Raw genomic sequence first — 11,767 nt, 5'->3', positions numbered from 1 at the left:
TGGTCCTTCGGACCATCCCGGAATGACGTGCGAATATTAATGCAATCCGACCTGTCCGGCTTCCCAGCCCAGCATCGCCTGCTTGCGGGTGATGCCCCAGTGATAGCCGGTCAGCGCGCCGCTCTTGCCGAGTGCGCGATGGCAGGGCACCACGAACGACACCGGGTTGCGGCCGACCGCGGCGCCGACAGCGCGCGACGCCTTCGGGTTGCAGATATTGTTGGCGATGTCGGAATAGCTGACCGCGCGGCCCATCGGCACCTTCAAAAGCGTTTCCCAAACGCGCACCTCGAAATCGGTGCCGATCAGGACGACGCGCAACGGCTGATCCTGCCGCCACAATTGCTTGTCGAAGACACGTTGCGCCAGCGCGGCGGTGCCGTCGGTGTCCTCGACATAGGTCGCATTCGGCCAGCGCCGCGTCATGTCGGCGAAGGCGGTCTGCTCGTCGCCGGGATCGGCGAAAGCAAGACCTGCCAGCCCGCGGTCCGTCGCGATCACGATCGCGGTGCCGAACGGCGAAGGATGGAAGCCGTAGCGCAGCGTCATGCCGGCGCCGCCGTGCTTCCATTCGCCCGGTGACATCGCCTCATGCGTGACGAACAGGTCGTGCAGCCGGCCCGGGCCCGAAAGCCCGGAGTCGAGCGCCGCGTCGAGCACGCTCGCGGAATCGCGCAACAGGCCCTTGGCGTGGTCCAGGGTCAGCGCCTGCATGAAGGCCTTTGGCGTCAGCCCGGCCCAGCGGCGGAACAGATGGTGGAGTTCATCCGGCGTGACGGCTGCGGCGTCGGCCATCGCCTCGATGGTCGGCTGCGCGCGCCAGTGCTCCGAAATGAAGGCGATCGCGCGCCGCACGGAATCATAGTCGCGCAGCGCGGCGTTCTGCGGGCCCGGCTTGGTCAGGCGCTGGTCATGTATGGCGAGTGTCATCATGGGATCTGATTTAGGAGCCATAGCGCGTCCAAACCACCCGGTTTCCGACAAGCTCAATCAATCGATGGGATTGTAGGTCGGGCCGCGCTTTGCGGCGTTCAGTGCAGCGACCAAGGCTTTGGACAAACTGGCCTTTTCGTTCGGTCCCAGGAAGCTGCCGACGCTGACCCGGCGACCCCGGGAGACCAGAAAAAGCCGCTCGATGCCAAATTCTTCATGCGAGATCTGCTCGAATTGCACCCAGAGCGGATTGAGCACCCATTCCATGACGTGGCCGCGATGGCTGATCCGGCGCACCCGCAATTCCGACGGCGTCACGGTGATCTCCTCGCTGGCCTTTGCGGTGCGGAAATTGACCTTGAACGCCCAATAGACCACCAGCACGTCGAGGCCGAAGAAGCCGAAGATCGGCCAGGCGCCCAGCCACCAGAACACCGCGCCGGCGATGAAGCTGATCGCGGTGACACACGACATCAGCACCACGAAGCCTGTGCGGTTGAGCGAGCGGTGCGGCGTCAGCAATGCCGAAAACAGCTTCGGCTCGGCCTCAGGGGCGCCAGGATCAAAATCGTTGCCTGTGATCATGGCCTGTCAGTATATCCCGATCATGGCCAAAAGCACCCGCCCCCAACGCGCCAAATCTCAACCCATCAAGACACCAGGCGTTCGGTCCACGCCGAGCAAGGCCGCAAAGGCAGCAAAGGCGCTGCACAAACGCACGGCAAAGAAGCTGGCAAAGCCGAAACCGTGGACCGTGGCGGAGGTCTACGAGGCCTTCAGCCGGTTCCGCAAAGCCAATCCCGAGCCGAAGGGCGAACTGGAGCATCTCAATCCCTACACCCTGCTGGTCGCCGTCGTGCTCTCGGCGCAGGCCACCGACGCCGGCGTCAACAAGGCGACGCGTGCGCTATTTGCGGTCGCGGATACGCCTGAAAAGATGCTCGCGCTCGGCGAGGACAAGGTGCGCGACTACATCAAGACCATCGGGCTCTATCGCAACAAGGCCAGGAACGTCATCGCGCTTTCCGAAAAGCTGATCGCCGAATTCGGCAGCGAGGTGCCACGGACCCGGGCCGAGATCGAGTCGCTGCCCGGTGCCGGCCGCAAGACCGCGAATGTCGTGCTCAACATGGCGTTCGGCGAACACACGATGGCGGTCGATACCCATGTGTTTCGCGTCGGCAACCGCACGGGGTTGGCGCCCGGCAAGACCCCGCTCGAGGTCGAACTCGGGCTGGAGAAGGTGATTCCGCCGGAGTTCATGCTGCATGCCCATCACTGGCTGATCCTGCATGGCCGCTACACCTGCCTCGCGCGTGCACCGCGTTGCGAAGTATGCCTGATCAATGATCTTTGCCGTTGGCCGGAGAAAACGGTCTGAGGCACGATTGACACGGTGTGCTAGTAGCTTCGCCTCGCGTTCGGGCATGATTGAGGGAACTACGTGTGACAGAGCAGGTTCAGAACAGTCCGCCACCCGCCAGCCAGGCGGCTGTTGCTCCACCGGTAGCGCCAGCAAAGCCGCAACCCGCGGCAGGCGGCTTCTGGAGCCGCTTCGCAATCCCGCTTTTTGCAGTGCTCGCCGCGCTCGCGTTCATCGTACTGGCAACCGTACGGTGGGATGCTTGGGTTGGCGGCGCCACGATCCAGAGCACCGATGACGCCTATGTCCGCGCCGAGCTGACCCAGCTCTCCAGCCGGGTCGCCGGCGAGGTTCTCACCGTCGCCGTCTCCGACTTCCAGCGCGTCAAGGCGGGCGATCTCCTGGTGCAGATCGATCCCGCCGACTACCAGGCGCAGGTCGAGCAGGCCGAGGCCGGCGTGGTCGGCGCGCAGGCTGTGCTCGACAATCTCAACAACCAGGTCGAGCTGCAATACGCGACGATCGCGCAGGCCGAGGCCGCACGGCTGTCCGCGGAGGCGCAGCAGATCGAGGCGCACCAGGAGCAGGAGCGTCAACAGTCGCTGTCGCAAACCGAAGCCGGCACGCGGCAAAAATTCGAGCAGGCCACGGCCGCCTATGCCAAGGCACAGGCCGATGTCAGCGCAAGCCGCGCGGTGATCGCGGCGCAACGTCATCAGCTCGAGGTGCTGCAGGGGACCAAGAAGCAGCGTGCCGCCGATATCGAGGGCGCCAAGGCGCAGCTGTCGGCGGTGAAGCTCAAGCTCGGCTACACGAGGATCGTCGCGCCATTCGACGGCGTCACCGGCGAGCGGCAGGTGCAGCCCGGCGATTACGTCAACATCGGCACCAATCTGGTCAATGTGGTGCCGCTGCCGAATGTCTATGTGATCGCCAACTACAAGGAAACCCAGCTGACGCGCGTCAGGCCGGGCCAGCCGGTCGAGATCACGGTGGATTCATTCCCGAGCCAGAAGCTGCGTGGCCGTGTCGAACGGATCGCGCCGGCGAGCGGCTCGCAATTCGCGCTGCTGCCGCCTGACAATGCCACCGGAAACTTCACCAAGGTGGTGCAGCGCATTCCCGTCCGGATCCAGTTCGACAAGAATCAGCCCCTGCTCGAGCGCCTGCTGCCGGGCATGTCCGTCGTCACCGACATCAACACCAGCGAGGCCGTCGCGGATGGCAGGAAGTGACGATGTCGATCTCGGCCCGGTTTCGCAGGGCGGCATCGCGCCGCGGCCGATATTTGCCGTCATCGCGGTTCTGCTCGGCGCGTTTCTGGCGAATGTCGACAGCCGCCTGACCACCGTCGGCCTGCCCGATCTGCGCGGCACGTACTCGCTCTCGTTCGACGAGGGCGCGTGGCTCTCGACCGCCGGCATCGGTTCGCAGATCTTTATCGCGCCTGCGGTGGCCTGGCTTGCCACCGCGTTCGGTCTGCGGCGTGTGCTCGGCATCCCGAGCCTGCTCTACGCCCTGGTCTCGCTGATCATTCCGTTCGTGAGTGATTTCACGACGCTGATCGTGCTCAGCGTCGTCCACGGCATATTGCTCGGCACTTTCGTGCCGGCGACGCTGATGATCATCCTGCGCAACCTGCCGATCCGCTGGTGGCTGCCGGCGGTCTCGATGTATTCAATCCGTGTCGGCTTTGCGCTCGATACGTCGAGCTCACTGGTCGGCTTCTATGTCGATCATCTCGGCTGGCGTTGGATCTATTGGCAGAGCGCGATCATCGCGCCGCTGATGGGCCTGATGGTGTATCTCGGCACCCCGAACGATCCGGTCAATCGCGACCTGGTGCGTCATGCCGATTGGGGCGGCATGCTGCTGCTCGGTGCGGGCCTGGCGATGATTTACGCCGGTCTTGACCAGGGCAATCGACTGGATTGGCTGGGATCGGGCACGGTGGTGGCCCTCTTGATCAGCGGCGGCGTGTTGATCGTCTGCTTCATGATCAACGAGACCCTGGTGCCCCGCCCCTGGGCGCATTTCAACATCTTGTTCTCGCGCAATATCGGGCTCTCGCTCATTGTCATCCTGCTATACACGCTGACCAGCCTCTCCAATTCGTCGCTGGTGCCGAATTTCCTCGGCGCGATTCCGGCGTTGCGGCCGGAACAGTCAGGCGCATTGCTGTTGACCTATGGCGCCCTGCCGATGATCGTGCTGGTGCCGATCTCGATCTATCTGCTCCGGCACTTCGATGCGCGCACCGTCGTCGTGCTCGGATTCTCGGCGTTCGCCGCCGCCAATCTCTGGGGCACCCAGCTGAGCCATGTCTGGGCGCGGGAGGATTTCATCGGCATCGTGCTGCTGCAATCGGTCGGACAGGCGTTCACCTTGCTGCCGATCATCATCCTTGCGCTGTCGAATTCCGATCCGTCGCGTGCCACCTCATTCGCGGCCTATATCCAGATCATGCGGCTCGGCGGCGCCGAGATCGGCATTGCGCTGATGGGCACGTGGCTGCGGGTCCGCGAGCAGATTCACTCGAACTATCTCGGGCAGCATGTTCAGAGCGGCGATGTCGACGTCAGGCAGCTCTTGCAACATCTGGCGGAGGGCTTTTCCGGCCATGGCATCGGGCAGGCGATGGGGAGGGCCGTCGGCACGCTGGCCGGGTTGGTGCAGCGCGAGGCCAATGTGCTGGCCTATATCGACGGATTCTGGCTTTGTTTCTGGCTGGCGATGGTGGCCCTGTTCCTGGTCGCGCTGATCAAGCGCGCGCCGCCGGGGCCTTTCACGCCGGAACCGTTCGGCTTTGCGAAGAGCGTGCTGCGCCAATGCGGCGTCAAAATCGCGGCTGCTCGCAACTAAGCCATTCAATTTATGTTGACTAAAGTCCGACGGCTGATGCCGGCGGCGCTTGAAATATTTCGCTCGTCGCGTGGTCTCACATCATTGGGGACCACAGCCAGGATGAGCCAAATTGAGCGACACGAAGCAGACGGCCGCGCTTCTTTCTATGGCGACCTCAGTTCCACCGCATCTATTCCATCAGGGACAGATCCTGCAGGCCGCGCGCGGCCTTCTGGCCGACCGTTATCCGGAATTTGAAACGCTTTCGAGCCTGTTCGCCAATACGGGCATTCGGCATCGCTACGGCGTCAAGCCGATCGAATGGTATCTCGAGCGGCGCGGTTGGCCGGAGCGGACGCAGGCCTTTCTGGAAGGAGCGGAGGCGCTGTTCGTCGATGTCGCGCGCAAGGCGATCGCCCGCGCCGATCTGAACAGCAGCGATATCGATGTCGTGGTCACGGTGTGCTCGACAGGGATTGCGACGCCGACGCTCGATGCGCGTGTCGCCGGCAAGCTTGGCCTGCGGGCGGACGTATCGCGGGTTCCGGTGTTCGGCCTCGGCTGCGCCGGCGGCGTGTCGGGCCTGTCGATCGCAGCGCGGCTCGCGGAGGCGCGGCCGGGCGCGAACATCTTGCTGGTCGCACTTGAGCTTTGCACGTTGGCGGTCCGGCATGACGAGCTCACCAAGGCGAACATCGTCGCCGCCAGTCTGTTCGGCGATGGCGCCGCAGCGATTGTGCTGCGCGCCGGTGATGGCGGTGCGACACGGATCGAGGCAAGCGGCGAGAAGCTTTGGCCGGATACGCTCGACATCATGGGATGGACGGTCGATCCGGAAGGATTCGGCGTGGTCTTCCAGCGGACCATTCCCGATTTTATCCGCGACCATATGGGGTCGGCAGTTGCAGAAATCCTCGCGCGGATGAAGTTGTCAGTCGACGACATCGACCGCTTCCTTTGCCATCCCGGTGGCACCAAGGTCATCGCGGCCCTGGAGCGGGCGCTGGCGCTCGATCAGGGCACACTCGATCATGAGCGCGACATCATTGCCGATTGCGGCAACATGTCGGCCCCGACCGTTCTCTTCGTCCTGGAACGTGCCCGCATCCGAGGACTGCCGCCGCGCTCGCTCCTGACTGCGCTCGGGCCCGGCTTCACCCTCAGCTGTGTCGCGCTCCGGCACGCGGCGTGAGCCTGGCATCGGTCATCCTTACGCTGGTTACGCTGCAGCGTTTGGGCGAGCTCGTGCTGTCGCGCCACAACACGTCGCGGCTTTTGGCGCGCGGTGCTATCGAAGTCGGCGCGAATCACTACCCGCTCATCGTGTCGGTTCACGCAGCCTGGTTGATCGCCCTGTGGGTCTGGGGCCGCGATCAGGACGTCAACATGGCGGCGCTCGCGGCCTATCTGGCGTTGCAGGGCCTGCGGGTCTGGATCCTTGCCACGCTCGGGCCGCGATGGACCACGCGGATCATCGTGCTGCCGGGTGCGCCGCTGGTCGCATCCGGGCCTTACCGGTACCTCCCGCATCCAAACTACGCCGTCGTCGTCGGGGAAATCGCCCTGCTTCCGCTCGCGCTGCACCTGCCGTGGCCGGCGCTGATCTTCACGGTCCTTGATCTCGCGGTGCTCGCAGTGCGAATCCGCGTCGAGACGCGCGTCCTCTCCGTCATTGGCCGGCAGCGTGCCAGCGCTCCATGAACGGCCGGGGCGAGCATCGAACCGACAGCCCATCCGTCGCGACCTGGGCCGGATTTCTCCTGATGTGCCTCGGCATGTTCATGGCCATCCTCGACATCCAGGTGGTCGCGACGTCATTGCCGACCATCCAGCATGCGCTCGCGATCTCGCCGGCTGCCATGAGCTGGATTCAGACCGCCTATCTGATCGCGGAGGTGATCGCGATCCCCCTGACCGGACGGCTCACGCATGTGCTGTCGCTGCGATGGCTGTTCGTAACGGCCGTGTGCCTGTTCACCGTGGCATCGATCGGCTGCGCGATCAGCGGCGGCTTTGCCGTGCTGCTGGCCTTTCGCGTGGTGCAGGGGTTTGCCGGCGGCGTCCTGATTCCGGCAGTGTTTTCCGCCGTGTTCACGCTGTTTCCGCCGCGTCTTCACGCGGTGGCGACCATGATCGGCGGTGTCGTTGCGGTGCTCGCCCCTTCGGTCGGACCCGTCGTCGGCGGCTGGATCACGCAAACCTGGTCATGGCCGTGGCTGTTCCTGATCAATGTCATTCCGGGACTAATTGCGGCCTCAGTCGCGCCATTTCTGCTTCCAAGGGAGGCCACCCATCTGGGCGAATTGTGGAAGCTGGACAGGTCCGCGTTTGTCCTGCTCGCGGTGGCGCTCGCAAGCTTCGAGATCGGGCTGAAGGAAGCGCCGCAGCGTGGTTGGCTCTCGCTGACGTGCCTGAGCCTCCTGATCGGAAGCATCGTTGGGATGGCGGTGTTAATCCGGCGCACCTCGCGCGCACTGCATCCGATCGCGCGGCTGTCGACGTTCCGGCGACCTTCGTTCGCGATTGGCTGCGCCCTGAGCTTTTGCCTCGGGATCGGCCTCTATGGCTCGGTCTATCTGATGCCGGTCTTTCTCGGCTTCGTCCGGCGCCATGATGCCCTGGAGATCGGCACCGTCATGTTGGTGACGGGGATTGCACAACTCGCCGCCGCGCCGCTCGCGGCGATCCTCGAAAGCCGCATCGGTGCGCGTGTTCTGACCGGCGCCGGCTTTGCCCTGTTCGCGCTCGGCCTCGGCCTGAGTGCGTTCCAGCCGCGCACCGCCGATTTCGACGAGATGTTCTGGCCGCAGATCGTGCGCGGCGTCGCGATCATGTTCTGTTTGCTGCCGCCGACGCGCATTGCGTTGGGCGCATTGCCGGAAGCCGAAGTGGCTGACGCCAGCGGCCTGTTCAACCTGATGCGCAATCTGGGCGGCGCGATCGGGATCGCCCTGATCGATACGATCCTCTACGGCCGAAGCTGGATCTATGCCGAGGATTTTCGCACGCGCTTGCTGGCAGGAGACATCACCGCGGCGCAAGCCGTCGGGCTCGATCCAAAGCTGCTCATCGACCGTTCACCGGGACCGCCTGACGAAGCCACGGTTGCGTTCGTTCGGCCGCTCGTCGAGCAGGCGTCGCTCGCGCTCTCCATCAACGAGGCGTGGGCGATGCTTGCCTGCGTGGCGATTGTCGGTCTGCTGCTGGTGCCCTTCGCGCGCGATCGGGTAACTTCACCACTGTCGGTCCCTTCAGATCCGATCTAAGCCGGCACGTTGCTGCGCCGTGCCGGCTCGATCAATTCGGGTCGCGGACCAGACAGGCGCTTGTGCATGTGGACCATGAAGGCCATGCCGAACAGCGGCGTCGCCAAATTGACGATCGGGATCGAGACGAAAGCCGCGATGAACAGTCCCGCAGTGAACACGGTCGCGGCATTGTCCTTGCGCATCGCCTTGGCGTCCTCCGGCGAGCGGAACCGCATCGCCGCGAGCTCGAAATACTCCCGCCCCAACAGCCACGCGGTCGCGATGAAGAATACAATGAAGCCGGCGCCTGCGAACAGCACAAAGGGCAGTGCCACCAGATAGACCAGGATGGTCAGCAACGCCGTCTTGACGCCTTCGGTCATCGCGATCGTCAACGGCAGCGCCATACCGGGCTGCTCGGCTGGATAGTGCTCGCGCTCGACATGGTCGGCGACGACGTCGACAAACAAGCTCGCCACCAGCGAGGTGATCGCGGGCATCAGGAAGATGCCGCCGAGCACGACGCCGAGACCTGCGGCGATCGAGACGATCCAGGACACGACGGTCAGCGTGGAATGGAAATTGGGACCGAGCATGCCTTCGGCCCAGACCGATCCGGAATCAGCAAACCAGCTCAACAGCCGCTGCAATCCGATTGCCAGCACGGTAATGAGCACGAGCGCGAGTCCGATCGAGCGCCACAGGATCGAGCGCATCGGCGGCGACAGGATTTGCGAAATCGCCTTGACGGCGGCATCCAGCATGACGGGGCTACCTCTGCAAAAGTTCCCGCGAGAGGTAGACACCTAATATGGCTTCGGCAAGAGCCGTTTGTGTCGCCGTTTGTGTCGCGATCAAGCGTCGAGCGGCTTGCCGCGGACCTTGGGCCCGAACAGCGCGGTCATGATGATGACGAGGATCATGGCCGATGTGATCAGACCGAAGACACCGTTGACGCCTGCGACCCGCAGCGTGTAGGCGACGATGAAGCCCGAGAACATCGCGCTGAGACGACTCATCGAATAGACGAGGCCGGAGGCCCGTGCGCGGATCGCCGTTGGAAACACCTCGGACTGGTAGGCGTGATAGGCGTAGGATTGCGTCATGTTCGCCGCCGTGAGTAGCACCCCGCTCAGGATCAGGAACGTCGGCTCGATAAACTGCGAAAATGCTGCGCCGAACACGACGATGGCCGCGCAGGCGCCGCAGATGATCCATTTGCGTTCGAACCGGTCGGCAAACGTCGCTGCCAGTAGCGGCCCGAGCGGATAGGCAAACGCGACGATGAAGGAATATTGCAGGCTTTTGGTGACCGTGATGCCCTTTTCGACCAGCAGTGTCGGCACCCAATTGGCGAAGCCATAGAAGCCGAAGGCCTGACAGAAATTGAACACCATGAACAGCACGACCAGCGACAGATAAGGCGGCCGGAACAGTCCGATAAAGCCAACCGGCGCCTGCGCCGGCGCAGGAGGCTTGATCACCGTTTTCGGGCGCGCGGTGACGGGGCCACCGGAGGCTTCCAGCGTGGCGAGGATCTTGAGCGCTTCCTCGGTGCGGCCGTTGCGGGCGAGCCAGAGCGGGCTTTCCGGCACGTAAAGCCGCAGCACCCAGATCACCATGCTTGCGGCGGCGCCGATCAAAACGACCCAGCGCCAGCCATCGATGCCGTAAGGCGTGAGCGGCACCAGCCACCAGGCCAGCGCCGCGACGATCGGGACCGCCGACAGCATCACCGCCTGGTTGATCGCAAACGCCCGGCCGCGCATCCAGCTCGGCACCAGCTCGGTGATGTAGGCGTCGATGGTGATGACCTCGATACCGATCCCGATCCCGGAGATGAAACGCCACAGCAACAGGCCGCCGGGCGTGGTCTGGCAGGCCATGATCACCGACGCTGCGCTGTAGAACAGCAGAGAATAGGTGAAGACCGCCTTGCGCCCGAAACGGTCGGCCAGGAAGCCGAGGAAGAAGGTGCCGACGAACAGGCCGGCGAAGGTGGCGGCGACGAAGGCGCCGATACCGGAGAAGCCGAAGAAGGCCTGGGTCGTCGTGGTCATCAGCCCGCTGCGGATGAGGCCGGGCGCGATGTAGCCGGTGAAGAACAGATCGTAGATCTCGAAGCAGCCGCCGAGCGAGAGCAGGATCACCAGCCGCCAGGCATAGGGCGAGGCCGGGAGTGCCTCGAGCCGCCGTGAAATCTCGTCCGGCTCGCTTGTCGTGCTGGCAAGTTCGGCAACCGAGCCGAGTTCGATGGCGCTCATCATGGTCCTCCCCTAATAGGCCAATGGCCGCCTTTCTTTCTGAAGACGTGCCGGTCGGACCATGTGTGGCAACCGGGAGCCAGAAATCCAGACGAACATATCGAAGGAACCGTTCGATATCTTAGAACTCAGATCAGGAGAGTGGCCTGCCAGGCGCCGCGGCCGACCTGCTCGGCGATCAGGGCGCGGATCAGCCGGCACATTTCTTCCATCGCATAGGTCATCGGGCGATTGCGTAAGCGGCACAGATAGAGCGTGCGGGTCAATTTCGGTTCGATCACCTCGCGCGCCACCAGCAGTCGCGCCTTCAATGGCTCGCTCACGAAATGGGTCGTCGCGATCGTGCAGCCCAAGCCTGCGGTCAGCGCGCCGATCATGCCGCTGGTCGAGTTGAGATGCAGGATCGCATTGGCCTCCAGCCGCTTCAGCGGCACGGGGTCGTCGAGCAGTGCGCGGGCCGACAGCCCGTGCCGCAGCAGGATCAGCGGCAGCTGCGCTACTTCTTCGAACATGATCGGTCCCTTGTTGCCGATCAGCTTCTCGGTCCCGACGCAATACATCTGCTCTTCCAGCACCGGTTCGGCGATCAGGTCCTTCTCGGATGGCGGATTGTAGACCAGCGCGAGGTCGACCTCCGAACTCATCAAATGCAGCAGCGTCGCACCGGACAGGCTTTCGGTCAGCGACAGCTTCAGGTTCGGATATTTCGTCAGCACGGTCCGCATCAGCGGTACGCCGATCGCCTTCATCCCGGAATTAGCCATGCCGATCGAGATGTCGCCGGCAATCGCGCTGCCGCCTTCCTTGATCTCGCGCTCGGCGGCGGCCATTGCGCGCAGGATGATGCGGGCATGCTCGTACAGCCGCTCGCCGGCCGCCGTCGGTTCCATGCCCCGTGGCTTGCGCTCGAACAGCGGCGTGGCGAATTCCGCCTCGAGGTTCGCGATATGGTGGCTCAGCGCGGATTGCGCGACATTGGCCTGGTCCGCCGCCCGCGACAGGTTGCGCTGCTCGTAAACCGCGATGAAATAACGTAGCTGGCGCGAGTCCATGGGACCAAAGCGTTCTGGAATTGCGAATGCACTATTCGACAGATTATATTTTTCAGATAGCGT

The 11,767-nt window shown here is 63.8% G+C and carries 11 protein-coding genes; 6 read left to right on the top strand and 5 right to left on the bottom strand.

What is annotated here, in order from left to right; genetic code table 11:
• Positions 1–36 precede the first annotated feature (36 nt).
• Both ACP2YO_RS00900 and ACP2YO_RS00895 read right to left on the bottom strand, forming a co-directional pair.
• Positions 37–933 carry a methylated-DNA--[protein]-cysteine S-methyltransferase gene (locus tag ACP2YO_RS00900; RefSeq protein ID WP_426438222.1) on the bottom strand — a complete coding sequence of 299 codons (897 nt, stop codon included), beginning with the start codon at positions 931–933 and terminating at the stop codon, positions 37–39.
• A gap of 57 nt (positions 934–990) precedes the next feature.
• Complete coding sequence (locus ACP2YO_RS00895; RefSeq protein WP_426438221.1) at positions 991–1,518, bottom strand: DUF2244 domain-containing protein; 528 nt, start codon at positions 1,516–1,518, stop codon at positions 991–993.
• A gap of 22 nt (positions 1,519–1,540) precedes the next feature.
• Here ACP2YO_RS00895 and nth point away from each other — a divergent pair, with 22 nt between their 5' ends.
• The 6 genes from nth to ACP2YO_RS00865 all read left to right on the top strand — a co-directional run bounded on the left by nth (position 1,541) and on the right by ACP2YO_RS00865 (position 8,406).
• Positions 1,541–2,314: an endonuclease III gene (gene nth / locus ACP2YO_RS00890; RefSeq protein WP_426443508.1), complete on the top strand. Its 774-nt coding sequence runs from the start codon at positions 1,541–1,543 to the stop codon at positions 2,312–2,314.
• A 65-nt stretch (positions 2,315–2,379) separates the two neighbouring features.
• Positions 2,380–3,531 carry an HlyD family secretion protein gene (locus tag ACP2YO_RS00885; RefSeq protein ID WP_426438220.1) on the top strand — a complete coding sequence of 384 codons (1,152 nt, stop codon included), beginning with the start codon at positions 2,380–2,382 and terminating at the stop codon, positions 3,529–3,531.
• Positions 3,518–5,158 carry an MFS transporter gene (locus ACP2YO_RS00880; RefSeq protein WP_426438219.1) on the top strand — a complete coding sequence of 547 codons (1,641 nt, stop codon included), beginning with the start codon at positions 3,518–3,520 and terminating at the stop codon, positions 5,156–5,158. Before ACP2YO_RS00885 ends, ACP2YO_RS00880 begins: the two co-directional genes overlap by 14 nt.
• 148 nt (positions 5,159–5,306) lie before the next feature.
• Positions 5,307–6,332, top strand: coding sequence for a type III polyketide synthase (locus tag ACP2YO_RS00875; protein WP_426443507.1), 1,026 nt, complete (start codon positions 5,307–5,309; stop codon positions 6,330–6,332).
• A complete protein-coding gene (locus ACP2YO_RS00870; protein WP_426438218.1) occupies positions 6,329–6,841 on the top strand; it encodes an isoprenylcysteine carboxyl methyltransferase family protein in 513 nt (170 codons plus the stop codon). The genes ACP2YO_RS00875 and ACP2YO_RS00870 overlap by 4 nt, the downstream gene beginning before the upstream one ends.
• Positions 6,838–8,406, top strand: a complete 1,569-nt coding sequence (locus ACP2YO_RS00865) for a DHA2 family efflux MFS transporter permease subunit (protein ID WP_426438217.1) — start codon at positions 6,838–6,840, stop codon at positions 8,404–8,406. The genes ACP2YO_RS00870 and ACP2YO_RS00865 overlap by 4 nt, the downstream gene beginning before the upstream one ends.
• Here ACP2YO_RS00865 and ACP2YO_RS00860 read toward each other — a convergent pair.
• From ACP2YO_RS00860 to ACP2YO_RS00850, 3 genes are all read right to left on the bottom strand, one after another.
• Entirely contained in the window at positions 8,403–9,152 is a 750-nt protein-coding gene (locus ACP2YO_RS00860; protein ID WP_426438216.1) for a sulfate transporter family protein, read from the bottom strand. The genes ACP2YO_RS00865 and ACP2YO_RS00860 overlap by 4 nt on opposite strands.
• A 90-nt stretch (positions 9,153–9,242) precedes the next feature.
• Complete coding sequence (locus ACP2YO_RS00855) at positions 9,243–10,652, bottom strand: MFS transporter (RefSeq protein WP_426438215.1); 1,410 nt, start codon at positions 10,650–10,652, stop codon at positions 9,243–9,245.
• Positions 10,653–10,780: 128 nt separating this feature from the next.
• Positions 10,781–11,704: a LysR family transcriptional regulator gene (locus ACP2YO_RS00850; RefSeq protein WP_426438214.1), complete on the bottom strand. Its 924-nt coding sequence runs from the start codon at positions 11,702–11,704 to the stop codon at positions 10,781–10,783.
• Positions 11,705–11,767: the final 63 nt, after the last annotated feature.

Source organism: Bradyrhizobium genosp. P, assembly GCF_049949265.1.
Classification (GTDB): Bacteria; Pseudomonadota; Alphaproteobacteria; order Rhizobiales; family Xanthobacteraceae; genus Bradyrhizobium.
The sequence above is the reverse complement of the archived record's forward strand: the minus strand, read 5'-3'. Positions and strand labels throughout refer to the sequence as shown.

Excerpts from the sequence above, each read along its gene's own strand:
- ACP2YO_RS00880 (WP_426438219.1), top strand. The coding sequence starts at position 3,518 with ATGGCAGGAAGTGACGATGTCGATCTCGGCCCGGTTTCGCAGGGCGGC.
- ACP2YO_RS00865 (WP_426438217.1), top strand. The coding sequence starts at position 6,838 with ATGAACGGCCGGGGCGAGCATCGAACCGACAGCCCATCCGTCGCGACC.
- ACP2YO_RS00900 (WP_426438222.1), bottom strand. The coding sequence starts at position 933 with ATGATGACACTCGCCATACATGACCAGCGCCTGACCAAGCCGGGCCCG.
- ACP2YO_RS00860 (WP_426438216.1), bottom strand. The coding sequence starts at position 9,152 with ATGCTGGATGCCGCCGTCAAGGCGATTTCGCAAATCCTGTCGCCGCCG.
- ACP2YO_RS00855 (WP_426438215.1), bottom strand. The coding sequence starts at position 10,652 with ATGAGCGCCATCGAACTCGGCTCGGTTGCCGAACTTGCCAGCACGACA.
- nth (WP_426443508.1), top strand. The coding sequence starts at position 1,541 with ATGGCCAAAAGCACCCGCCCCCAACGCGCCAAATCTCAACCCATCAAG.
- ACP2YO_RS00850 (WP_426438214.1), bottom strand. The coding sequence starts at position 11,704 with ATGGACTCGCGCCAGCTACGTTATTTCATCGCGGTTTACGAGCAGCGC.
- ACP2YO_RS00895 (WP_426438221.1), bottom strand. The coding sequence starts at position 1,518 with ATGATCACAGGCAACGATTTTGATCCTGGCGCCCCTGAGGCCGAGCCG.
- ACP2YO_RS00875 (WP_426443507.1), top strand. The coding sequence starts at position 5,307 with ATGGCGACCTCAGTTCCACCGCATCTATTCCATCAGGGACAGATCCTG.